Genomic DNA, 24,113 nt, shown 5'->3' with positions numbered 1-24,113 from the left:
TTTAAGGATAAGATAACAGAAAAGGGGGTTGAGTATGCAAACGATGAGAAAGCTGATCGCGGCAGTATTGCTTTCCTTCATGCTGCTTTCCATACTAGGGGCTATTGGCGCAGAAAAAGCCTATGCATGCTCCTGTTTGCCTCCAGAGAGCTATGAAAAGGAGCTTGAAAAGAGCAGCCATGTTTTCGATGCGGTTGTCGTTTCAGAGGAAGAAGACACGGATGGTAATCTGGATATCACGCTTACGGTAAATGCAGTGTGGAAAGGTGAATTGCAGCGCGAAACGCATGTGACGACTCCAGGCAGTTCTGCGTCTTGCGGCTATTACTTTGAGGTGGGAGAGCGATATGCGGTGTTCGCGAATGAGCATGAAGGCAAGCTTCGTGTGTTCTTGTGCAGCGCAACGACAAAAGTGTCTGATGACTCTTCTATTTTTGAAGAACTTGGAGAGCCGAAAGAGCTTCCAAAGTTATCGAATGAGCCGATAGAAACAAGCGGGGAGCCCTCAGCACCAGCAAGTACGGTGGGAGTAAATCAATCGGACTCGCTTAATCCAGATCAAATTAAGCTGAACGTTACTGCAGAGGAATTAGAGCAAAAAATGGACGCTCATCAATCAAGGATGCCTATTTTGTTCGTCGTCATCGGTGCTTTGCCAATTGTCGGAGCAATCGTACTGCTAGTAAGCCGTAAAAGACGCTCGTGATGCGCCTGAGCATTCAGCTCGATTGATGAAGTTATGGATGGATGGTAAGCGGTTAGTAATGTAGTCGATGCTGCTGTCAGGGCTGCATGAGGTTGAGCGCGAGATAAAATGAGAACAAGCCGCCAGACTGCTGGGCGGCTTGTTCTCATTTGAATAGTTTATATTGTACCTGATTAAAGGTTGTTATTCCCAGATCATACTACAATCACCTGCTAAAACATAATGAGCAGGATGGCTACAATCGTTGTAGCGGTTAACCCGAGCAGAACAGGCTTGATGTTGCGTCTTGCCAGCTCAAACGGGCTTACGCCGCATATTGCAGCGGCAGGGATAAGCGCCCAAGGAATAATTGTTCCACCGCCGACCCATATGCCAGCAATTTGACCAAGTGCAGTCAAGGTAGCAACACCGCTGCCAATTGCATTGCCGAATAGAAGAGCAATCGATCCAACGAGCGAGATGCCAGAGAATCCAGAACCGTCCAGACCTGTAATGGCACCAACGACTGTGAGGGTAATGCCTGAAACGACCTCATTTACCGGTACATAGTGCGCTAATGCGAGACCAAGATCGTTAACAATCCCCGTGGATAGCTCAGGCAGCTTTTCGCCGAACAATGCGAAAAATCCACTGTCGCCCAAGTAGAAAAATGCCGCTATCGGTATAACAGGGCCAAATACCTTAAAGCCGAAAAGAAACCCGTCAATTAAATACTGTGTTGCTTTCTCCAGTCCAGCGCTGCGATGTGAAAGCATCGTAATGATAACCATAAGCAATACGGCGGTACCGCCGACGAGTGCTGTTGCATCCCCGCCTTGCAAATTAAGCAGAAACATCGCTACGACATCTAGTGCAAAGCATAGAGGGACGATAATCGCAAGCAGCCGCTTGGCTGGAAGACTTAGATGGTCCTGTTCATCTTCAGCTTGACGATTAACCTGATTATCGTTCGTCTCGACAAGCCCATCCTGCCAGGTGCCGCGCTTCATATCACGACGCATTAGCCAATAGGCGCTAATGGTCGTCACGAGGCCCATTGTAATGACGAGTGGCACGCTAGCTTGCATCACATCGCTTACTGGCAAGCCAGCTGCGTCTGCGGTAAGCTTGGGAGCACCCTGAATAATGTAATCGCTGGACAGAGCTATACCGTGACCAAATAAATTCATCGCAACTGCTGCTCCTAAAGCAGGCAATCCGACGCGTGTTGCGACTGGAAGCAGTACCGCACCGATAAGGGCTACTGCAGGTGATGGCCAGAAAAACCAGGATACGGTCATCATGATGATGCCGATTCCCCAAAATGCCAGTGCGGGCGTTTTCATAAATACAGTAAAGGGAGCGACCATTATTTCATTGATGCCTGTTCGAATTAATATGCGACTAAGCGCAACGATAATGGAAATGATCAGGATTGTGCCCAGCAGCTCCTTAATCGCATAGATAAAGCTGTTGAATACGCCGCTAATCGATCCCTCTAACGTTAAAGTAGCCAAAGCTCCAAGCGTAATAATCGCAGCGATACAAATGATGGTTGTATCCTTGCGAGCAATCATAAATCCAATAATGGCAATCACGAAGCATAAATACACAATATGAATGGCAGTTAATTCGAAGACCATAGCGTTCGACCTTCTTTCGCATAGTGTGAACTGCACCTTGGAGTAGGTATATGCATAGTGTATGCATGGGCGCGACCAGGCGTTAATACAGGGGCGATCCATTATGCGACAATGGGAACGTTTTATTAGCCTATCTTGCATTCGTAGAATAGACATGCTATGTTACTTTATGATGCTTCATTTGGGTAAAAACGGGAGGAAGCTACAATGAACGTAATGATCAACCATGCAAAAATGACAAAATCAAAAGAAGACGGCTATGTAGGAGCTGTGCATTTTGAAGTTGAAGGACATCAGCAAGCGTACGAGATCACGTTACATAGTAAAAGAGGATCAGACTGGGGCTATGGTCTGTTTTTCTTAGAAGGCTCAGGCAATGAGGAGCAGTTGCTTGAGGTCGAGGATGAGATAGAAGAGAATGATGAACTGTTCGAACGGCTGATTGAAGCTGGTCTGGCAGCATTGGAGGAATAGCATCAAGCTGGCATTAAGATGGGCCGTATCAAGGAAAGTGATACGGCCCATTACCTATTACATATCATGGTGATGATTAATCGATTGTTTGTCGATTCGTTTGGCACGAAGCTTACGGTACAGTATCAAGCCAGCAGCCAAGACTGCAACGGCTAAAATAATGTAAAAGACGGTTTCATAACGATTGATGGTGCTGATGATTTCAGGCATGTTGTCCCCAACAAAATGACCGAGCGTAAAATAGACAGCTGTCCAAACCATAGCCGCGGGAAAGCCGATAAGCGCAAAACGAGCATACTTCAACCGGTTGACACCCATTATGTATGGTGTTGCGTGGCGTAAAAACGGAAAAAACACGCTAATGGGTATTGCATAAACGCCGTATTTATTAATTAATTGCTCGGATTTGTCTATAAATGTACCCAGCTTTTGCTTGTCTGCAAAGCGGCGGCTGAATTTGCTGCTTGTAAATCTGCCTAGACTGTAGTTAAATGTCATAGCGGAACAGATGCCAAGCGATAGCATGATATAGGCTAGAGCTTCATCTAGCATTCCACTCTCCGCTAATGCGCCGCCAGTGAGTGCTACTGCTTCGTTAGGAATGGGGAGTCCAATAAGTCCTAGACAGAGCACTAAAAAAAGTGCGAGCGGTCCGAAATACTCGATGATGTCAAGTAAAAGATCGTAACCCACAATCATTCTCCTAATTTGATTTTTTAGACATTAAGTATAATACGTAAACAAGCAATGAAATGTTTCATTTACTTATGAAGGGAAGAACGTCCATGTTTAAGGATGGTAGATTTAAAGTTGTCATAGCACTCTATGTGGCAACGTTTTTAGCAGCGATAGAGGGAACGATTGTGTCAACGGCTATGCCGATCATAACGTCAGAGCTAAAAGGCGCGCATTTATTAAGTTGGGTAAACTCTATCTATTTGCTAGCGATGGTGATCGCAACGCCGCTTTTTGGCAAGCTTTCTGATTTGTATGGTAGAAAACGGATGATTATTCTGGGAACCATTGTCTTCCTGGTTGGCTCTGCAGCCTCTGGAATTGCCTGGAGCATGGAATCATTAATTGTGTTTCGTGCCATTCAAGGGTTCGGCGGTGCAGCGCTATTGACGCTTCCGATGATTATTATTACGGATTTGTTCGAGCTGGAGACGCGTTCAAAAGTGCAGGGCTGGGTATCCAGCATCTGGGGTGTTGCTGGTATCCTTGGACCGCTAGTTGGCGGAATGCTCGTTGATTACGTCTCCTGGCGTTCTATTTTCTATCTAAATGTGCCTTTTGCATTTATTGCGCTGCTGCTGCTCAATATTTATATGCCGAATCAAACGGAGCGAAAGCAAATCAGTATCGATTATCCAGGCATATTTACATTCTCGCTAGGCATTTTGCTGCTGTTGTTCGGCTTGAATCAATGGGTTGAGACTGAAGCGGGCCCATCGATGCGTATCGTGTACGGCATTGTGATGGCTGCTGGTATCGTGCTGCTTATTGTGTTTCGCGGCGTGGAGAAGCGAGCTAAGGAAGCCTTTATGCCGCTTGAGATTTTCACGAATCGTCAGTTTTTGTTTATATTAATTACTGGATTTGTTATTAGTGTCATCAATGTTTCGATCATCTTTTATATTCCGTTATGGATGCAGCATGTCAACCATGTATCAGCAACGGTGTCGGGAAGCATTATGATTCCGTTATCGATTCTATGGCCGCTTGGATCGATTGTAGCGGGAAATCTGACGGTGAAGTATGGCGTGAAGCGAATGATTGCGCTAGGCAGCGTATTTTTATGTGCAGGCAGCATCGGAGTGTCAATTGTTACACAATATACGTCGTACCCGATTGTTATGCTGTTTATCGCGTGCTCTGGTTTTTCATTCGGAATATTGTTAACGGCGTTAATGATTCTCTCGACTACGGTTGCGTCCGAGCGTATTAGAGGCGCTGGCATGTCGGCAGTACAATTGTTCCGCACATTGGGACAAGCAGTAGGGCTTGTTATCTTCGGTTTGTTCTTATATAGTGATACAGAAAATCCGAATTATGCAGCGAACTTGAATGAAAGCCTTCATGTCATATTTATGATGATTGCTGGTTTATCTATTCTGCTAAGCGTATATATGATGTGGGTAACATGGACTCAAGATCAGTCTTCTTATGAAGGCAAGGCAGCGATAGCAAGCAAGCAAAAATGAGGAGAATAGGAGAGAGTGAATTGGAATTTAGACCTTGTATAGACCTTCACGACGGTAAAGTGAAGCAAATTGTAGGAGAAACACTGGATAACGGGTTAGTTGAGAATTTTGTCTCTGAGCATACATCAAGTTATTATGCTGAACTGTTCAAGCGCGATGGCTTGAAGGGCGGTCATGTCATTATGCTGGGGCCGAATAATGAAGCGGCTGCCAAGGAGGCACTTTCCGCTTATCCAGGCGGCTTGCAAGTGGGAGGCGGAATTACCGCTAATAATGCGACGGAATATTTGGAGGCTGGTGCGTCACATGTGATCGTCACCTCTTACATTTTCAAGGATGGCAAGCTGAATTGGGATCATCTGCATGCGATCGTGGATAAGGTTGGCAAAGAACGTCTTGTTATTGACTTGAGCTGCAAATCCCGTGACGGTCGCTGGTATGTCGTGACCAATCAGTGGAAGCTGTTCAGTGATTTTGAAGTAAACGCGGAAAACATTGCAATGCTGGAGCAATATTGTGATGAGCTGCTTGTACATGCTGTCGACGTTGAGGGCAAGCAGTCGGGGATTCAGCAAAGCTTAGTACGTGATCTGGCTGCTTGGACAACGATTCCAACAACGTATGCTGGAGGAGCGAGATCACTGGAGGATATAGCGTTATTCTATACGCTGAGCGAAGGCAAGCTGGGGCTTACAATTGGCAGCGCGCTTTCAATATTTGGCGGGTCGTTGCCGTATGAAGAAGCGCTAAAAGCATTTGAGCAGTATCAATAATGATTCAAGACCGATTGCAGCAGCAGTCGGTTTTTTTGTTGAATAGGGAAACTGATAGAGTATAATTTCGAGATGTTTAATGTCATTAAACAAACATAATAACTGTTATGTAAACTAATTGAGGGCTATAGATTTTGTAGGAAAGATGAAGCGAGTAACTATATAATTCGTATACTGATTGGTACAAAACGATAAATTTGGTTGCCTTCGTTTAAGACGCATAGAAGATGGAGGGGAGGATTCTTAGAAGAAAATCGAAGGGGAATTTTATAATAATGAGGGACTTCTTGCATGGATTGTGCATAATAATGATATTGTGCCTATGCATATTTAATTATAAACTGATCGTAACTAATAGGTTTTCCATTGAAAACCTATGTAGAATCGGCTAAACATAGTAAAATAAATAAGTATGCTAACAGTGTCTAATCCTTTGCGAAGCAATAAGCAGCAATGGAGGAAATCTTGTTGAAGGAGCAGATGTGATGGTAAGTGCATTAATCGGTAGTTTTATCTCAGCGATGGCCACGGTGCTTGGCGCTTTGCCATTATTATTTGTTAAGAAGCTGTCTGAAAAGTGGAAGGATATTTTAGTTGCATTTACTGCGGGCATCATGGTTAGTGCTACTACCTTCGGTCTAATCCCTCAGGCACTTGAAGAATCATCGTTGTGGATTCTAACGATTGGATTATTAGTTGGGATTATAGTGCTGGATATGATCGAAAAAAATGTACCACATATTGATGTTGAACGCTATAAAAGTGTGAAGCAATTTGACACCAAGTCATTGCTCGTGATTATCGCGCTCATCATTCACAACATTCCTGAAGGGTTAAGTACCGGATTCAGCTACGCGAGTGTCAATGACGGACTAGGACCGATGATTGCAATCGCCATTGGAGCGCAAAACATACCTGAAGGTCTAATACTGGCTGTATTTCTTATTCAATCAAGCGTAAGTAAGCTGCGAGCGATTCTTATTGTCACAGTAACAGGCTTAGTTGAAGTAATTTCAGCTATAATCGGTTATTTTGCAGCTTCATATATTTCATGGTTAATCGGCTTTGGATTATCCTTTGCAGCTGGCGCCATGCTTTTTATCGTATATAAGGAATTAATACCTGAAACCCACGGTCATGGCTTCGAACGCCCAGCGACCTATTCCTTTATCATCGGGTTAATTTTAATGATCTATATCAGCTATTTCTTCGGATAGAAAATTTTGGCGATCAAGCTTAGTTGATCGCTTTTATTTTGAAAACATACATAAATATAATTATGTAAACTAAATTCCCAAAAGATGCAATTGTTAAAACAGTAAGCGCGGAACATATGTTCTGTTTTGATCGATTGAGTGTTAATAAAGGTTCTCCCTTTCTCCCTTCAAGAGGTTGTATAAATCTGTGAAGCTCTCCCTACCCTGCAAGTTTATATTTAATTTATATTGCTGTGATAAAGTAAGCTGGACAATATAAGAGGGGGTAATTACGTTGAGGAAGCTATTAAATCCCATCACAGATTGGGTGTCAACCAAGAGAGGGATGTGGATTACTATTCTAGTTTGGCTAATCGTTATGATTGGCCTTAGCGCTGGACCACGGTTAAACGATTATAAAGTAACGAACTTCCAATCTCTACCGAATGAAGCGCAATCCATTATTGCAGAGAACAAAATGGAGCAGCTGTTTCCTAATGATCAAGGAACACCGGGTATCCTTGTATTTCACAATCCATCTGGAGAAGTGAATCAGGATGAGGTTAAGCAAATATTGGAGAGCATTAGAAATGCCAATATTTCAGGTGTCAACACCATTGTTGATATTGCCGCATTGCCACCACAAGCCATTGCCGGCTTCGTGTCAGAGGATCTTTCAACGATGATCGTTCCGATGAATCTGGAGGCAGGGCTTGGCAACAGTGATTACGCAGATATTAATGACGAGGCGTCTAAGATCGGCAATGAGACTGCCAAGAATATGAGTACGGATTTTTATATTACAGGACCGGCTGGGATTGCAGGGGATACGGTCAAGTTATTTGAGCAAGCTGATGTGGTATTGTTGCTTGCTACGATTGTGATCATTCTAATCTTATTGATAGTCATCTACCGTTCACCATTGCTTGCTTTTATTCCACTGCTTGCAACGATTATCGTGTATCAAGTGGCAAACCAATCGATAGCCTTGATGGGATCGTTTGGACTTGAAATCAATAACTCAACGACTTCCATTATGAGCATCTTGCTGTTTGCAGCCGTAATCGATTACTCGTTGTTTGTATTCTCACGTTATCGCGAGGAATTGAACAAATATGAGAGCAAATATACCGCGATGAAGTACGCCATGCGCGCGACTGGAGAGCCTGTATTTTTTGCAGGAGGTACGGTGCTTGCGGCTATGCTTATTTTATTCTTTACAGATTTTCGTGATTATCAAAACTTTGCGCCAGTGTTTGGCATGGCGATCTTTGTAATTATTCTTGCTTCCATTACGCTTGTCCCTGCGTTATTTGCATTATTTGGAAGGAAGGCATTTTGGCCGAGAGTACCGAAATTCGGTCATGATAAAGAAGTGAAGCATGGCATCTGGGGAGCTATTGCCAAATTTGTAGTGAACAAACCCATGCTGTGTGGCAGTGTTGTAGCTGTATTCATGTTCATTACGGCACTAAATGTGTTTAATCTCACATATGAATTTGACACTGTAAAAAAATTTCCGAAAGACTTGCCTTCACGTGTAGGATATGAAATCGTCGAATCGAAATATAACAAAGGCGAGCTGGCGCCATCAAGCATTTTAGTGGAGTCTAATCCTGCGATAACTGATGAACAGATTGAGCAGATTGTGATGAAGCTGGAAAGCTATGATGAGATCAATTCTGTGCGATTATCTGGCATTACAGAAGATACAAAAGCAGTAAAATTGAGCGCAGCATTAACGATGAATCCATATTCAACTGAGGCAATCGATTTTATGGAGCAATTGCAAACACAATCTGATTCCCTCCTTAACGAATTGTCGATAACAGGCGATCTGTATTATGGTGGTGTGACAGCCAAATTAGTTGATGAACGGTCCGTAAACAATCGTGATATTGTTACGGTCGTGATCTTGGAAACGGTGCTTATTCTTGTACTGCTGATCGCTATGACGCGCTCCATCAAAATGGCGATGTATATGATCGCTACAATACTAATCTCATACGTATCTGCTCTTGGTCTAGGGATTTTCTTAGTTGATGTGTTGTTCGGATATGACGCCATAAGCACTCGTGTACCTGTATATGCGTTTATCTTCCTCGTAGCACTAGGCATTGACTACAATATTATAATGGTGTCTCGCTTCCTCGAGGAGAGAAAAACATTGAACGTAAAGGATGCGCTTGAGGTGGCAATTCGCAATACAGGAGGAGTCATTTCATCAGCAGGTGTGATCCTTGCTGCAACGTTTGCCGCACTGACTACAATGCCGATAGCCGATCTGTTTGTTTTCGGATTTATCGTTGCAGTTGGCATATTAATTGATACATTCCTGGTGAGAGGCTTACTGCTGCCGTCCTTAATCTTATTTTTCGAAAAGAAGAAGGATCGTACAGTTACCCAGGGGTAATAACTTGAACTGGGAGGAATTATGAGAATTTTAGTCGTGGACGATGATCGTGATATTTTGCAGCTTGTAACGATACATCTCATGCGGGAAGGCTATGAGGTGCTACAAGCGCAGAACGGACTGCAAGCGCTGGAGCTGCTCGAGGAATCCGAGGTTAATTTGGCTATTGTAGATGTTATGATGCCTGGGATGGATGGCTTCTCCTTGACTAAAATATTGACGAAAGAGCTGGACGTTCCTGTTATTTTGTTAACAGCAAAGGGACAACTATCTGACAAGGAGCAAGGGTTTAACTCAGGCTCCGAGGATTATCTAGTGAAGCCATTTGAGCCAAAAGAATTGCTGTTTCGAGTTGCGGTTGTATTACGACGCTACGGACGATCGATGGAAGACGTCTTGAAAATCGGAAACGTTAAAATTAATCGAAACGATTATGAAGTTATTATTAACGATAAGACGATATTATTCCCTCTTAAAGAGTTTGAATTGCTCGTAATGCTCGCGACCAGAGCTAATAAGGTTACAACGCGATCATTTCTGATTGAGCAAACGTGGGGAGAATTTCAACAGGGGCATGAAATGACATTAAATACGCATATGAACCGAATTCGCGATCGTCTGAAACGATATCAGGCTACAGTGGAAATCCATACGATACGTGGCATCGGTTACAAACTAGAGGCTGTAGAATGAGAACATTATACCGGGAGTTTATATCGGCGACACTGCTTATTTTAGGAGTAAGCTTGTTAATTGGTTTTGTACTGGCGAATGTCGTATATGTCGTGTTTACGAAAGAGAAGATCACCATTAAAAATGTGGAGGTTGCAGAGCAGATCGTTCTCAACCTAGAGCAGCTTCATCCATACAGTGATACGTTTCAACCATTTCTAGAGTCAATTTCACAATTGGGATATCAGCTTTATTTAACAAATCATTCTGGTGAGCAATTCTATTTTGGAGAGCCATTTGAGCATAGCAGTCTCCCGCAACACATAAAAGATCAAGTGTTAAGCGGCAATGCGTATATGGGTAAAGAAGGAATGCTGGATCAGATCTGGATGATGGGGCATTTTTCTAATGATATCCGCAACACGATAGGTCTGCCGCTGAAGATCGGCGATCAGCACTATGCATTATTTGTCAAACCGGACAGCAAGATGCTTTTTTCAGATATTCATATGATCCTGGCCGTGTTTATTGTAGCCATTGCGTTAGTTAGTTTATTGGGTGTAATTAAAATGACGAAACGACTGATACAGCCTATTTCTGAACTGTCTGAAGCAACTAAAGCGATAACGAACGATGATTTTACGTATTCGCTGGGCATAGATCGCAAGGATGAGCTTGGACAACTGGCTGAAAACTTTATCATGATGCAGCAGCAGCTGCAGCACAATGACATCGCAAGAAAGGCATTTATCAGCAATGTATCTCACGATTTCCAATCGCCTTTAATGAACATACAAGGATATGCCGACCTGCTTCATAGTTCAAAGCTCGATGAGAGCGAACGGAAGCTGTATGCTGGTATCGTGAGCGATGAAGCGAAAAGATTGTCCAATCTAACGAAGCAGCTGCTGCTTATTACATCGTTGGACCAGTCCGGTTACCCGGTGAAATTGAGTCGGATCAGGCTGGATCAGCAAATCAAAGAAGTGATAAAGAAACATCTATGGAGCGTACAGGACCGAAACTTAACGATATCTTATGAGCTGGAGGAGGCTGTGCTGCTCTCTGACCGCGAGCTGCTCGCGATCGTGTGGGACAACTTAATTACAAATGCGATTAAGTACAATCAGCCTAACGGACAAATTTCCATTACATGCAGCAATGAAAAGGACAAAATCATCGTGACATTTGAGGATACTGGAATTGGCTTGTCCGAAGAGTCTGCCAGTCAGGTTTTTGACCGATTCTACCGAGTAGATACAACCCGAAAGAAGGATGGAACGGGGCTTGGTCTATCAATTGTAAAGGAAATTGTGTCTCTGTTAAATGGAACCCTATCGCTGGATAGCGAGCTTGGTAAAGGAACGACCTTTACTATTACTTTAATGAAGGAAGGACTGAATGAAGCATGGAACAAAAATGGAGTTTAATTTTAATTCGATACGCTGCGTTATTCGGGATCATCGGTACTTATATTGGATCTAAGATGTCAGGTGAGATGGATTATTCCTTACGACCGATTCACGCTCACATTTTATTAGTAGGCTGGTTGTCAGTCTTTGCATGGGGGATATTTTACAAGAATTACAAAGTGAAATATAAAAAGCTTGTTACGCTTCATGGCTGGCTGGCTATTTTAGGGTCGCTTGGTTTAACCTTTGGGATGTGGATGTACAATTTGAATCCGTTCCAATTAAACGACACGTTCGTGATGGTATTGTTTATTGTAGGCGGCTCGCTTCTTCTGCTAGCTTTTCTATTGTTTGCGATCATTACATTTTGTACGGAAAAAGCTCAAGCTTAAGAGCATGTATGAATCATTAGGTTGTAGTTAACGAAACAAAGGAATCGGTAGCTTTAACTGGTTGTTGATGAACACTATCATAACCAAGGCTACTTGTTCCTTTGTTTTTTATTGTTTAATGAATTGATCTATAAATAGGCTTAATCTTGGGACGAGTAGCCTTAAACCATTGTAAACATAGTAAAAACACAATGGCAGCTTCAATGATATCTCCTCCGTAATACATCAGCATACCACCCAGCTCTGCCTGATGGTCTGGAACGCCTGAAGGCGGGTGCGCATAGATGAATTTGGAAAGTACGCCATGTCCAGCCAATGCAGCAATGAATACGATGGAACGATACAAGAAAGATGTTCGGTGTGGTGCTGGGTCAAAATAGATCATCGACACGGTAAACAAATACCCAGCTAAAAACAGATGAACATGAACGAGCACATATAATAGAACGTACTCATGCATGAGTCTGTATAGGTCCGTTGTGTATAAAACCCACAATCCACCGACATTAAGCAAGGCAGCTGTAACTGGATTTGAAAGTACTCGTATTGGACTGCTTCGCAGAAGCTTGGATAATGTTCTAGCTAGCCTTGTGTTTAACGTTCGCATCAATAGCGTTATGGGTGCAGATAGTGCGAAGAGTAGCGGCGCAAGCATCCCTAAAAACAAGTGGCCCAGCATATGCGAGGTGAAATCTAGGTGCGCACGTGCAGCCAGAGGACCTGTAACAGAACTAGCAGCGAAAAAAACGCCTAAAGTCCAGCATATGATCCGATATCGAGGCCATGGTTTGTATCGTTTATTCGAAGCAATGACCGCGGCAATGTACAAGATCATCGCTAGCACACATGGCAGCAAAAAAAGCAGCTGTGGCATAGAGTCAATCGTAGGGTGATGATGTGTTCCTTCTACAACTGTCGTGTCCATGTATCTAAGAAATTTCCCTTCATGATTGGTGTTGAGCTTTTTTGTAAACAGCAAGATAGATTCCAATTAAGAGCATGATAAGCGCAATAACATTCCAAATTACATCGTAAATTACTACGTTTTCTACATATCGTATTTGGTGGAGCCTCATGAGCTTATGCTGAATCGTTCCGTCATACAATTGAAATCCTCCTGCACCGATTAACAGGCCAGCATACCATCGCCTCATCCAAAATATTCGACGTCTATGAAGATCAGCTAGAAGAAATAAGCTTGCAATCGTTGCAAACCAACTAAAGGCATGGAAAATCCCATCCGAAATCAAGCCAATATCCGTTGTGGATTTGTCATAAAAATGATGCCATCGTAGAAGCTGATGAAAAACCGCTTCATCGACAAAGGCTGCTAAACCAATGCCAAATAGTGCGCCAGACCATAAGTTGCGAGATGAAGCGCCCTTGCTAGGTCGAGTTGTACGATCTGTTGCAGTCATGTCCGTCTCCTTTAAAAGGTCTAAGTATCATGAGTGTTTCCTTCAATAAACCCAATTAAACGCTAGTACATGTAACAATCACATTTGGATAAGCACACTCTGTATCATTTAACTCCGTATGTTGACAAATGTGAGTGGTAGGACTTACAATCATTTAATCGTAACAATTACGATTAAAGTCAAAGTTATAGGAGGAATTGAACATGTCGGATAATAAAATCCCTGTTACCGTGCTAAGCGGATACTTGGGAGCTGGAAAAACGACGGTATTGAACCATGTATTGAACAATCGCGATGGGCTTAAGGTTGCAGTTATTGTTAACGATCTAAGTGAAGTAAATATAGACGCCGACTTGGTGCGCGATGGTGGAGGCCTTAGTCGAACGGAAGAAAAGCTGGTTGAGATGTCAAATGGGTGTATCTGCTGTACGCTGCGTGACGATCTACTGCAAGAAGTTGAACGATTAGCTCAGGAGGGACGATTCGATTACATTTTGATTGAATCAACAGGGATTGGCGAACCTCTGCCTGTTGCACAAACCTTTACTTACGTCGACGAAGACCAGAATATCGATTTGTCTAAGCTGACTCGCTTGGATTGTATGGTTACAGTGATAGATGCCTACCATTTTTGGCGGGATTTCAACTCTAAGGACTCACTGCTGCAGCGTAATCAGGAGGCTGGTGAGGGAGATACGAGAAACGTCGTGCACCTGCTTACCGACCAGGTTGAATTTTGCGATGTGCTAATCATCAACAAATGCGACATGGTAAGCGAGGAGGAGCTCGATAAGCTTGAGAAGGCGCTAAGAGGCTTGCAGCCACGTGCAAAAATGATTCGTGCCAAGCATGGGAAGATTAACCCTAAAGAGATTCTAAATACAGGCTTATTTGATTTTGAGCGAGCAAGCCAGTCTGCAGGTTGGATCCAAGAGCTGCAGAAGGAGCATCATACACCTGAAACGGAGGAATACGGTATCTCATCATTCGTGTACACACGGAAAGTTCCGTTTCACCCTGAGCGACTTCTAAAGTGGATGGCAAAATGGCCAAAGCCAGTCGTTCGATCTAAAGGGATACTTTGGCTTGCTACGCGTAATAAGCATGCGATCTCATTTAGTCAGGCAGGTGTGTCACGACAGCTGGCTCCGGCAGGTCTATGGGTAGCGTCGTTAACGGATGATGAGAGACGTGCTTATTTCGGTGAGGAATTTCCTAAGTCTCCTGATTGGGATGATGTATGGGGCGATCGCGTAACGAAGCTAGTCTTTATAGGTGTTGATCTAAATAAGGACAGCATCGTACAGTCCTTGGATGAAGCATTACTGACACCTGAGGAGATGCAAGGGAATTGGCGGGAGCTTTCAGATCCGCTGCCCACGTTTTAGCCTTAAGGAGCGTGTGAAATGGGCTATATAAATGAAACTGTAGATACGGAAGTTGTAGTTAGCGAGCATAGTCAGGAACGTTGGCGCCGAAGAGATGAGGAGCTGTCCAGATGGGTCGCTGCTCCAAAGACTCGTAAGCGTGCAAAACAGACTGTATTATTCGGGGGAGCCGAGATCGATGCGGAGCTTCTGAAAGCTCTTATGCTGCTCAAACAAATGGGAATCCAAACGGAGTATTCATGCGCTGGCGTTAGTCTGCTGGATGAGCCTGAAGAGCACTCCCTATATGCGTACATTACATTTCAGAAGACTGAAAAAGCAACAGCATTCATCAACTATGCCATGACGAGAATGAAGCATCGGTTGCTCGTTACATTCGAGCCTAAACGAAATCGGTACGATTTGTCCTCCTTTTATATTGGACATAACCGCTCTTTTTGCTTTCTGATAGAGCGTTGTGCGAAAGTTATGAAGGAATTAGAATCGATGGAAGCTCCCCATGAATGAATGGTTATATGAGGAGAGCTGGAACAAAAGAGCAATATCGTACTCGAATCGGATCGACGGATTAATGAATGAACCAGGGCAATCGCATTTATGGAGACAAAGTTTGCAGTCGATATTAGGTGAGCAAGCAGAGCTAGAGGTGCTAGATATTGGAACTGGCACAGGCTTTCTCGCTATTCCAATAGCTGAGCTGGGGCATTGTGTAACAGGGCTGGATTTTTCGGAAGAAATGGTGCGACTGGCAGCTGAAAAGACAGTTGCTAAAGGGCTTGATGCTAGATTTGTGATCGGTAGAGCTGAGAAGCTTCCTTTTGCTGATCGTGTTTTCGATGCTATAGTGAGTCGCAATCTCCTTCAATATATAACGAATCGGCAGATTGTTTTTGAGGAATGGCTGCGCGTTTTGAAGCCTGGAGGCAGCATTACGCTATGGGATGGCGACTGGATCGCCAGAAATCTTGCACCCTATGCACTAAAGCAAACGAACCAAAAGCGCGTGCCTAGTCGTCATGGAATGATAAAACGTCAAGGAACGGTCCGCGTTAGATGCATGAAAGCTCAAAGCTCGCTGTTCGATGAGGTGGCTGCGGATTTGTCGGCAGCAGGCTTCTCAAACATTCGATCAATAGAGCAACAAGATCAGGCAAGGTTAGCACGGATAAGCAAGGTGCTGTTAACATGTGAAAAAGTTGAAATTACAGCTTACAGGCGTAGTTTTGGATCATGTTTATTACACTCGCATCCAATTGCATTTGCTTTTTGAAGAGCGAACAAATACGGATTGACAATTATATTCGTAACTGTTACGATTAATAATCGTAATGATTACTTATATGAAGTGAATAGTACGGCTTTTGATTATCTGTACTTATATTATTTAATGAACCCGAGGTGTTATGGAATGATTGAAGAAAAAAAACTACCCGTTACAGTCCTTAGTGGGTATTTGGGTGCTGGAAAAACAACGATATTGAATCATGTGTTGAACAATCGGTCAGGTTTGAAGGTTGCTGTTATCGTCAATGATCTAAGTGAGGTTAATATTGATGCTGACCTCATTCAAGGCGGCGGAGGTTTAAGTCGAACGGATGAAAAGCTCGTCGAGATGTCTAATGGCTGCATCTGCTGTACGCTCAGGGAGGATCTGCTCCGAGAGGTAGAAAGATTAGCGATGGAGAACCGTTTCGATTACATCTTAATCGAATCAACTGGCGTTGGTGAGCCTGTTCCCGTTGCACAGACCTTCTCGTATATTGACGAAGAGCAGGGAATTGATCTAACAAAGTTTTGTAGACTTGATTGTATGGTTACTGTTGTGGATGCTTATCGTTTCTGGAATGATTTCGCCTCTGGCGAGACGTTGATGGATCGTAAGCAAGAAGTTGGTGAAGACGATACGAGAGAAGTTGTTGACCTGCTGATCGATCAAATTGAGTTTTGTGACGTACTGATTCTGAACAAATGTGATCTGGTTGGAGAGCAGGAGCTCGAGGAGCTGGAAAAGGTGCTTCGAACGCTGCAGCCTCGTGCAAAGTTTATTCGTGCTACACGTGGCGAAGTGAATCCTGCTGATATTTTGAACACGGGGCTGTTTGACTTTGAGGAAGCAAGCCGCTCAGCTGGTTGGATGCAAGAGATGGAGAAGGGTCATCATGTACCGGAAACTGAAGAATACGGCATAGCATCATTTGTTTATGAGCGTGTGAAACCGTTCCATCCTGAACGCTTAATGAACTGGATGAGTGAATGGCCTGAAGAAATTGTTCGTGCGAAAGGCATTGTGTGGCTCGCTACACGTAACGATATGGCGCAAAGCATTAGTCAGGCAGGACCTTCCATTCAGTTCGGGCCTGCAGGACAATGGGCTGCTGCTCTGCCAGAGGCGGAGCGTCTGGATCTGCTGCAGACAGATCCAGAAATTGCTGAGAATTGGAATGACACATTCGGTGATCGAGTGAACAAAATCGTATTTATCGGTATTGAGATGGATCGTGCTGCAATTGAAGAGGAATTAGATCAGTGCTTACTTACTGATGAAGAATTGAACCTCGACTGGAGTAGCTTTACCGATGAATTTCCGAATCAATCCGAGGTTCAGCTGGAAGAGCAATTTCAATAATTAGTAAGAAAGGAGGAAAATCAATGCGAGTTACTATTACATTGGCATGTACGGAATGCGGCGATCGCAATTACACGACAACGAAGAACAAACGAACTAATCCAGAAAGACTGGAATTCAGGAAGTATTCGCCACGCCTTAAAAAGTACACGATTCATCGTGAAACTCGTTAAGACGAGCAAATTAACAAGCGCTACTCATAAATAACTTGATCTTCGATTGTTGATTTTTGTTTCAATAGGAGACGAGTTTCAACATGAGTAGCTTTTTTTTAATTAATTTCATAATGAAACGTCATAATTAACCTTAATTAGAACATGCATATTAAGATCATAAACACGTTATGGAGCATGTTATAGGCTTAATGCCATTATTTTTATATATGTTTCGGTTATATTTTACTGCGCCGAGATCCGGGAGTTTAGTTCGCTATCACAAGAAGCTCTTGATTGACCAAGTGTAGTTAGTAATATACACATAGGAGTATTAGTATGATATCAACAATATATGCTATACTATAGCTACATGTATAAAATATGGAGGCGTTAAGACGATGTCTATTCAATATGATGATAATGTAAAACGCAGACTAAAGCGTGTTGAAGGTCAGGTACGCGGGGTTCTAAAGATGATGGAAGAAGACAAAAACTGTAAGGATGTTGTAAGTCAGCTTTCAGCTGTTCGAAGTGCAGTCGATAAGGCTATTGCTTATGTCGTTGCTGTTAATTTGGAAAAATGTATTGTAGAAGAGAAAGAAGCAGGTAACGATACAGGAAAAGTCGTAGCAGAAGCAATTGAGCTCTTAATTAAAAGCAGATAATGTCCTATTATAAAGGTGATCCAGTGAGTGTTCAGCTGTTAAACGTTCATATATAGCCGGTGAGTTTATCTCATCGGTTAGGCGTCAATATGTTAACATCGACAAAACGGGATACTAGCTGCATATGACGGACAGATCGTTGTACTCAGAATCGTTACTCGAATTTTAGAGAAGTACAATGAATTTAACAAGTTGACAAAATACCCTACGGGGTATAGTATTATATTCATCAAGGCGAAACATAATAAACGATTTCGAATGGAGCTCCTCCATTTTTTATTTTCGCCACTATATACCCATAGGGGTAATCGTATTACAAATTTATAGGAGGGCAATACAAATGACTGAAAAGAAAAAAACAACGATCGTACTGTTTAGTGGTGATTATGATAAAGCTATGGCTGCGTACATTATTGCGAACGGTGCTGCAGCATACGATCATGAGGTTACGATATTTCATACGTTTTGGGGATTGAATGCTCTGCGTAAGGATGAACCTATCGCTGTGAAGAAAAATTTTATAGAGAAAATGTTTGGCAAGATGATGCCTCGTGGTGCTGAAAAAATGGGCCTCTCTAGAATGAATTTTGCGGGTGTGGGACCAAAAATGATAAAGGATATTATGAAGAAGCATAATGCGTTGCCGCTGCCACAGCTGATTGAGATGGCTCAAGAGCAGGATGTTAAGCTCGTTGCATGCACAATGACGATGGATCTGCTTGGCCTTCATAAAGATGAATTGTTAGATAACATTGTATACGCTGGCGTTGCTGCATATCTTGGCGATGCACAAGATGGTAACGTAAACCTATTTATCTAAAAGGACGGTGAGCGAGTTGGAATATGTGAACTATATATTTAGTGTTCTCATTGTTGGATGGCTATTACTAAAAATGATGCCTGTTAAGGGCATAAAGCAAATTACGACCGTCGACTTAAAGAGCGAGCTAAAAAATAAGCAAAAGCAATTTATTGATGTAAGAACGACTGGGGAGTTCAGTAGCGGACACATTTCTGGGTTTACCAATATTCCGCTTCATGAACTTACCGAAAGAGCAGATGGTCTGTCCAAACAAAAAGAAGTCATTGTCATATGTCAAAGCGGAATGAGAAGTCAAAAAGCATGTAAAACATTAAAGAAATTAGGCTTCACGAGCATTACTAACGTTAAGGGCGGCATGAGTTCCTGGAGAAACTAAGGAGGTTTCAAGATGCAAACAGTAACAGCAAAAGAAATTCAACGATTGTTAGAAGACAATCAAAAGCTAAATCTTATTGATGTAAGAGAAGTAGATGAGGTTGCTGCAGGTAAAATTCCTGGCGCACTTCACATTCCATTAGCATTGCTTGAATTCCGTATGCAGGAGCTGGATAAATCAAAGGAATATATTATGTTATGCAGATCTGGTGGAAGAAGCAGTCGTGCAGCAGAATTTCTAGCGTACCATGGATTTAACGTAATCAATATGACTGGCGGAATGTTGGATTGGGAAGGACCAGTTGAATAATTTTTTTGTAATAAATAATACCTATACGGGTATTTGTATATTAGGAGGTTGATTGATAATGAATTCGATTAAGACAGATGTAGTATTAGATGCAAAGGGTCTAGCCTGTCCTATGCCGATTGTTCGAACAAAAAAACAGATCAATGCGATGGAAAACGGTCAAATTTTAGAGGTTCTTGCAACAGACAAAGGATCTAAAGCAGACATCAAGGCATGGGCTGAATCAACAGGTCACCTATATCTTGGGACATTAGAGGATGGGGATGTATTAAAGCACTACATTCGCAAAGCTAATGGAGAGCTTTTAGACGAACCAAAGCATCCTAATATTGTAACGAATGCAGCACTTGAACAGATGCTTTCTGAAGGTAGAGTTAAGATTATCGATGTGAGAGAAGAGGCTGAATATGCCTTTAGTCATATTCCTGGTTCGATATGCTTGCCACTTGGTGAATTAGAAGAGAAATGTGAACAGCTAAATAAAACAGATGAGGTTTATGTCGTATGCCGTACAGGAAGCCGTAGTGACCTGGCAGCTCAAAAATTAAGCAAGCTAGGTTATACGAAAGTGTTTAATGTTGTACCCGGAATGAGCGAGTGGAAAGGCCAGACAGAAGGGCTGTAAGTCTTAATAATAGATCGATATATGGAGGGAAATAAAGTGACAGTAAAAGCTATGAATGCTAAAGACGTAACACAAAAGATTTTTAATAAAGAACATCTCTTTATTCTAGATGTTCGCAATCATGCTGATTTTGAAGACTGGAAAATAGAAGGCCATCTTTTTAATTACTTGAATGTTCCTTACTTTGAACTGCTTGATGGCGTTGAAGAGATTTTACCGAAGCTTCCCAAGGATCAAGAGCTATTAGTAGTTTGTGCCAAAGAAGGCTCATCTATCATGGTGGCTGAAATGCTGGTCGAAGCAGGCGTTGCTGATGTGTCCTATCTTCAAGGTGGAATGAAGGCTTGGAGTGAGCACCTGGAACCGGTAAAAGCTGGTGACTTATCTGGCGGCGGTGAAATGTATCAGTTTGTTCGTATAGGTAAGGGATGCTTATCCTATATGGTTGTATCGCAGGGGGAAGCAGCGATCATTGATGCTACTCGAATGACTGACAAGTATATGGATTTGGCAAATCAGTTAGGAGTAAAGATTACGCACGTGTTTGACACGCATCTTCATGCGGATCACATTTCTGGTGGACGAACCATTGCTGAGATGACAGGCGCGTCTTATTGGCTTCCACCAAAAGATGCAGAAGAGGTAACGTATGAATTTAGCCATTTGGAAGATGGACAAGAAGTGGCTATTGGAAGCACCACTATTACGATAGATGCGCTGTATACACCTGGCCATACGATTGGATCGACATCGTTTATCGTAGATGAGAAGTTCCTGTTATCCGGTGACATATTGTTTATTGATTCCATCGGACGACCTGACTTGGCTGGCATGGCAGAGGATTGGGTGACGGATCTTAGAGAAAGCTTGTATTCCCGCTACAGAGCACTATCCGACGAGCTTGTTGTTTTGCCAGCTCATTTTATGATTATCGATGAATTAAATGAAGACGGTACTGTTTCTGAACGATTGGGCACTTTATTTGCTAACAATCATGGCTTGAACATTCAGGACGAACAACAGTTTAGGGCTTTGGTTACTGAAAATTTACCGCCACAGCCTAACGCTTATCAAGAAATTCGTCAAACCAATATGGGGAAAATTACGCCCAATGAAGAACAGCAGCGTGAAATGGAAATTGGTCCCAACCGTTGTGCCGTACGATAATGATTAACAGCATTAAATAAAGGGTTATTAGGAGGAAATAACGATGGAAGCTAAAAAAGTGTTGGATGCAAAAGGGTTGGCTTGTCCAATGCCAATCGTAAAAACAAAAAAGGCGATCAATGAACTAAGCTCGGGTGAGGTACTAGAAGTTCTTACAACGGATAAAGGGGCGAAGGCTGATTTGTCTGCCTGGGCGAAAGCCGGCGGTCATGAACTCGTGAAATTTGATGAAGAAAACGATGTATTAAAATTTTGGATTAAAAAGGCGTAATCGCATACAGGGGAGTCTATCCACACTTAGGGTTCCCCTGTAAAAGGAGGGAACCCTAGTGGATGTTAGTTTTATTATTGTAATTTTCTTTATAGGTTTTATCGGATCATTCCTATCAGGCATGCTCGGCATCGGTGGATCCATCATTAAGTATCCGATGCTTCTGTATATCCCGCCACTTTTTGGGCTAGCTGCATTTACAGCGCATGAAGTATCAGGCATTAGTGCCGTGCAAGTGTTTTTTGCAACGATCGGCGGGGTATGGGCTTATCGTAAGGGCGGATACCTTAACAAAACATTGATTGTGTATATGGGTGCAAGTATCTTAATTGGGAGCTTTATCGGCGGCTATAGCTCGAAATTGCTGCCTGAGGCCGGGATTAACATCGTTTACGGTATTCTCGCTCTAATTGCTGCAGTTATGATGTTTATTCCTAAAAAAGGAGTCGACGACATCCCGCTTGATCAAGTGACATTTAACAAATGGGTAGCCGCAGGTTTGGCTCTAATTGTAGGGGGCGGTGCAGGAGTTGTAGGGGCTGCAGGAGCATTTCTGCTTGTACCGATCATGCTCGTCGTTCTTAAGATACCGACACGTATGACCATTGCTTCATCGTTAGCAATTACTTTCATTTCATCTATCGGTGCAACCGTAGGTAAACTAACGACTGGTCAGGTGGATTACTTTCCGGCACTCATAATGGTTATTGCTAGTTTGATGGCATCGCCGATGGGTGCGATCGCTGGGAAAAAAATCAATACTAAAGTACTTCAAGTCATATTAGCTGTGTTAATTGCGGCAACGGCAGTGAAGATTTGGTTGGATATCCTATAGATTAATGAAGTTAACGAAACTCGTATTTATAGGTATTATTAGCAGTGTTACGATTTATAATCGTAAACATTACGCATATGGCGCAGAGCTCAAGCCAGGAAGGTGTGTCGATTTCTTTTGCTCCAACAGGGCAATGGGTCGCAGCATTGCCGCAAGATATCTAGAGAAGGATGCTCGACGATGAGCCAGAGCTGGAGCAAGGCTGGCATCCGCAATTTGGCGATAGGCTGAACAAGCTCGTTCTGATTGGAATTGAAATGGATAAGCAGGCGATTACAGCCGAGCTTGATGAATGCTTGTTGACTGATGAAGAGATGTCGCTGGACTGGAGTCAGTTTACCGATACCTTTCCGAATCCAACACAGCTGGCATAGTCTTGACGGGGAAACTAGTAGCGACACCGCATACAACCTACCATAATAATAATTATGTAAACTAAATTCAAAAAACTCAGGCTTTTGTAGAAGGGTGATCGTTGCAAGTCAGCATTCATTACTTTGCTAGGCTTGAGTTTTTATTTGGTATAAAAGCGGAGTCTGAACAAGGTCAGAGCTCCAAAAGGATCAAGTCTGATCATTTAACGTTATCCAGTTTTATTCAACCGCTATAGCAACCCTGTAGCGGCGCGACATAGCAATGACAATGATCGTGCTATGCGTGCTGATCACCAGTCTACTCTTCTAATCCCGCTCCAGCAAGCAAGCTACTGCTCGCTTGCTTCAAGCTCTAATGCATTGAGGTAGGCCACCAGCTGCGCGGCAGCCTGATACTGTTCGTTTAATTTTTTGTGCATATTTTGAAATGCGGACTGAAAGGACTTTTCAACGCTTTCGATCTGCTGGTTGTCGAGATCATGCAGGAGTTGCTTCATCTGACCAATAAAATAAATGGTTTTCCTCAAGCTGCTAATGATCAAAATTTTCCGTATTTCATACGGCGAGAATACGCGATATCCATTGTCTGGATTTCGTTCAGACTGAATTAACCCTTCCTTTTCCCAGTGCCTGATCGCAGAAGCATTAACTCCGGCTGCGGCAGCCGCCTCGCCGATGCTCATCTGTTCCTTTAGCTGTCGCCCTTTTAATGAAGAGAAGTCGGACGCTTGCAGCATGCTGACAATGCTTTCTACTCTCATTTTCTCCAGCTGTATGTTGTATTGCTGCTTATTGATAAGCCAGAGCGCTTCATCCTTATGCCCTTGCTTCACCTTTCTCATAATGTCATAGGCAACGTTAACGCTATATGCCTGCAATAATGCGCGAATCGTAGTGAAGGCCTGCAAATGGATGGAGGTATAGCTTCTGCGATTGCTTTTCGTTCTTGGTACATCAGGGATCAAATCCAGATCTTCGTACTTTCGCAATGTTGTTGTACTAACGAGAAGCATGCTGGCGATTTGCTTCGGTGTATAGAGTGAGCTCATCAATCCTACATCTCCAATCCTTAAAGTTTAACCTTAAACTGCTACGTTAATATTTGAAGGGGAAGTTTATTGTAATTCATAGCGATTGTTTTTGCAATCCGAAAGATTGCATCAATGTTATATGATAGTTGCGTAATCACTTTCTACAAACGTTGAATCGAATGGAGG

Annotated in this window: 28 protein-coding genes; 23 read left to right on the top strand and 5 right to left on the bottom strand. The window is 42.9% G+C overall.

Features of this window, described 5'->3' with window-relative positions:
• The first annotated feature begins 34 nt into the window (after positions 1–34).
• Positions 35–706, top strand: a complete 672-nt coding sequence (locus ACFP56_RS00295) for a hypothetical protein (protein WP_379229850.1) — start codon at positions 35–37, stop codon at positions 704–706.
• Between the two features lie 212 nt (positions 707–918).
• On the opposite strand, the gene ACFP56_RS00290 is transcribed toward ACFP56_RS00295, so the two are convergent.
• Positions 919–2,328: a hypothetical protein gene (locus ACFP56_RS00290; RefSeq protein ID WP_379229847.1), complete on the bottom strand. Its 1,410-nt coding sequence runs from the start codon at positions 2,326–2,328 to the stop codon at positions 919–921.
• Between the two features lie 207 nt (positions 2,329–2,535).
• On the opposite strand from ACFP56_RS00290, the gene ACFP56_RS00285 reads away from it, so the two are divergent.
• Positions 2,536–2,802: a hypothetical protein gene (locus ACFP56_RS00285; protein WP_379229845.1), complete on the top strand. Its 267-nt coding sequence runs from the start codon at positions 2,536–2,538 to the stop codon at positions 2,800–2,802.
• A gap of 57 nt (positions 2,803–2,859) precedes the next feature.
• On the opposite strand, the gene ACFP56_RS00280 is transcribed toward ACFP56_RS00285, so the two are convergent.
• Positions 2,860–3,495 carry a DedA family protein gene (locus ACFP56_RS00280; RefSeq protein WP_379229842.1) on the bottom strand — a complete coding sequence of 212 codons (636 nt, stop codon included), beginning with the start codon at positions 3,493–3,495 and terminating at the stop codon, positions 2,860–2,862.
• A 92-nt stretch (positions 3,496–3,587) separates the two neighbouring features.
• On the opposite strand from ACFP56_RS00280, the gene ACFP56_RS00275 reads away from it, so the two are divergent.
• The 7 genes from ACFP56_RS00275 to ACFP56_RS00245 all read left to right on the top strand — a co-directional run bounded on the left by ACFP56_RS00275 (position 3,588) and on the right by ACFP56_RS00245 (position 11,864).
• Positions 3,588–5,006 (top strand): MDR family MFS transporter, encoded by a 1,419-nt coding sequence (locus tag ACFP56_RS00275; protein ID WP_379229840.1) that lies wholly within the window; start codon positions 3,588–3,590, stop codon positions 5,004–5,006.
• A 20-nt stretch (positions 5,007–5,026) separates the two neighbouring features.
• The gene (gene hisA / locus ACFP56_RS00270; protein WP_379229838.1) at positions 5,027–5,779 is read left to right on the top strand and encodes a phosphoribosylformimino-5-aminoimidazole carboxamide ribotide isomerase; all 753 of its coding nucleotides are present in this window, start codon (positions 5,027–5,029) and stop codon (positions 5,777–5,779) included.
• A 485-nt stretch (positions 5,780–6,264) separates the two neighbouring features.
• The gene (locus tag ACFP56_RS00265) at positions 6,265–6,996 is read left to right on the top strand and encodes a ZIP family metal transporter (RefSeq protein ID WP_379229836.1); all 732 of its coding nucleotides are present in this window, start codon (positions 6,265–6,267) and stop codon (positions 6,994–6,996) included.
• 274 nt (positions 6,997–7,270) lie between these two features.
• Positions 7,271–9,388 carry an MMPL family transporter gene (locus ACFP56_RS00260; protein WP_379229834.1) on the top strand — a complete coding sequence of 706 codons (2,118 nt, stop codon included), beginning with the start codon at positions 7,271–7,273 and terminating at the stop codon, positions 9,386–9,388.
• Between the two features lie 21 nt (positions 9,389–9,409).
• Positions 9,410–10,081, top strand: a complete 672-nt coding sequence (locus tag ACFP56_RS00255; protein ID WP_379229832.1) for a response regulator transcription factor — start codon at positions 9,410–9,412, stop codon at positions 10,079–10,081.
• Positions 10,078–11,490, top strand: a complete 1,413-nt coding sequence (locus ACFP56_RS00250) for an ATP-binding protein (RefSeq protein ID WP_379229829.1) — start codon at positions 10,078–10,080, stop codon at positions 11,488–11,490. The genes ACFP56_RS00255 and ACFP56_RS00250 overlap by 4 nt, the downstream gene beginning before the upstream one ends.
• Positions 11,469–11,864, top strand: coding sequence for a hypothetical protein (locus ACFP56_RS00245; protein ID WP_379229827.1), 396 nt, complete (start codon positions 11,469–11,471; stop codon positions 11,862–11,864). Before ACFP56_RS00250 ends, ACFP56_RS00245 begins: the two co-directional genes overlap by 22 nt.
• A 115-nt stretch (positions 11,865–11,979) precedes the next feature.
• On the opposite strand, the gene ACFP56_RS00240 is transcribed toward ACFP56_RS00245, so the two are convergent.
• Positions 11,980–12,789: a cytochrome c oxidase assembly protein gene (locus tag ACFP56_RS00240; RefSeq protein WP_379229825.1), complete on the bottom strand. Its 810-nt coding sequence runs from the start codon at positions 12,787–12,789 to the stop codon at positions 11,980–11,982.
• Positions 12,790–12,808: 19 nt separating this feature from the next.
• Positions 12,809–13,282, bottom strand: a complete 474-nt coding sequence (locus ACFP56_RS00235) for a DUF2243 domain-containing protein (protein ID WP_379229823.1) — start codon at positions 13,280–13,282, stop codon at positions 12,809–12,811.
• Positions 13,283–13,485: 203 nt separating this feature from the next.
• Between ACFP56_RS00235 and ACFP56_RS00230 the strand changes: the two genes are divergently transcribed.
• The 14 genes from ACFP56_RS00230 (at position 13,486) to ACFP56_RS00165 (ending at position 22,896) form a co-directional block, all read left to right on the top strand.
• Entirely contained in the window at positions 13,486–14,670 is a 1,185-nt protein-coding gene (locus tag ACFP56_RS00230) for a GTP-binding protein (protein WP_379229821.1), read from the top strand.
• Between the two features lie 18 nt (positions 14,671–14,688).
• Positions 14,689–15,177, top strand: a complete 489-nt coding sequence (locus ACFP56_RS00225; RefSeq protein WP_379229818.1) for a hypothetical protein — start codon at positions 14,689–14,691, stop codon at positions 15,175–15,177.
• Positions 15,170–15,940 carry a class I SAM-dependent methyltransferase gene (locus ACFP56_RS00220; protein WP_379229816.1) on the top strand — a complete coding sequence of 257 codons (771 nt, stop codon included), beginning with the start codon at positions 15,170–15,172 and terminating at the stop codon, positions 15,938–15,940. The genes ACFP56_RS00225 and ACFP56_RS00220 overlap by 8 nt, the downstream gene beginning before the upstream one ends.
• Positions 15,941–16,078: 138 nt before the next feature.
• Complete coding sequence (locus ACFP56_RS00215) at positions 16,079–17,296, top strand: GTP-binding protein (RefSeq protein ID WP_379229813.1); 1,218 nt, start codon at positions 16,079–16,081, stop codon at positions 17,294–17,296.
• A 23-nt stretch (positions 17,297–17,319) separates the two neighbouring features.
• Complete coding sequence (gene rpmG, locus ACFP56_RS00210) at positions 17,320–17,469, top strand: 50S ribosomal protein L33 (RefSeq protein WP_379229811.1); 150 nt, start codon at positions 17,320–17,322, stop codon at positions 17,467–17,469.
• A 380-nt stretch (positions 17,470–17,849) separates the two neighbouring features.
• A complete protein-coding gene (locus ACFP56_RS00205) occupies positions 17,850–18,116 on the top strand; it encodes a metal-sensitive transcriptional regulator (RefSeq protein ID WP_379229809.1) in 267 nt (88 codons plus the stop codon).
• 340 nt (positions 18,117–18,456) lie between these two features.
• Positions 18,457–18,936: a DsrE/DsrF/DrsH-like family protein gene (locus ACFP56_RS00200; protein WP_379229807.1), complete on the top strand. Its 480-nt coding sequence runs from the start codon at positions 18,457–18,459 to the stop codon at positions 18,934–18,936.
• 16 nt (positions 18,937–18,952) lie between these two features.
• Positions 18,953–19,315 (top strand): rhodanese-like domain-containing protein, encoded by a 363-nt coding sequence (locus tag ACFP56_RS00195; protein WP_379229805.1) that lies wholly within the window; start codon positions 18,953–18,955, stop codon positions 19,313–19,315.
• 12 nt (positions 19,316–19,327) lie between these two features.
• A complete protein-coding gene (locus ACFP56_RS00190) occupies positions 19,328–19,624 on the top strand; it encodes a rhodanese-like domain-containing protein (RefSeq protein WP_379229803.1) in 297 nt (98 codons plus the stop codon).
• A 58-nt stretch (positions 19,625–19,682) separates the two neighbouring features.
• The gene (locus ACFP56_RS00185; protein WP_379229801.1) at positions 19,683–20,249 is read left to right on the top strand and encodes a sulfurtransferase TusA family protein; all 567 of its coding nucleotides are present in this window, start codon (positions 19,683–19,685) and stop codon (positions 20,247–20,249) included.
• Positions 20,250–20,285: 36 nt separating this feature from the next.
• Entirely contained in the window at positions 20,286–21,416 is a 1,131-nt protein-coding gene (locus ACFP56_RS00180; protein WP_379229799.1) for an MBL fold metallo-hydrolase, read from the top strand.
• 43 nt (positions 21,417–21,459) lie between these two features.
• Positions 21,460–21,687 (top strand): sulfurtransferase TusA family protein, encoded by a 228-nt coding sequence (locus ACFP56_RS00175; protein ID WP_379229797.1) that lies wholly within the window; start codon positions 21,460–21,462, stop codon positions 21,685–21,687.
• Positions 21,688–21,745: 58 nt separating this feature from the next.
• A complete protein-coding gene (locus ACFP56_RS00170; protein WP_379229795.1) occupies positions 21,746–22,522 on the top strand; it encodes a sulfite exporter TauE/SafE family protein in 777 nt (258 codons plus the stop codon).
• A gap of 170 nt (positions 22,523–22,692) precedes the next feature.
• Positions 22,693–22,896, top strand: coding sequence for a GTP-binding protein (locus ACFP56_RS00165; protein ID WP_379229793.1), 204 nt, complete (start codon positions 22,693–22,695; stop codon positions 22,894–22,896).
• 329 nt (positions 22,897–23,225) lie between these two features.
• Here the strand turns inward: ACFP56_RS00165 and ACFP56_RS00160 are convergent, their stop codons facing one another.
• On the bottom strand, positions 23,226–23,945 hold the full coding sequence (locus ACFP56_RS00160; protein ID WP_379231714.1) for a MerR family transcriptional regulator: 720 nt from the start codon (positions 23,943–23,945) through the stop codon (positions 23,226–23,228).
• Positions 23,946–24,113: the final 168 nt, after the last annotated feature.

The organism is Paenibacillus septentrionalis (assembly GCF_042659865.1).
In the GTDB taxonomy this organism is placed as follows: Bacteria; Bacillota; Bacilli; order Paenibacillales; family Paenibacillaceae; genus Pristimantibacillus; species Pristimantibacillus septentrionalis.
This window is presented reverse-complemented; position numbering and strand designations above follow the sequence as displayed.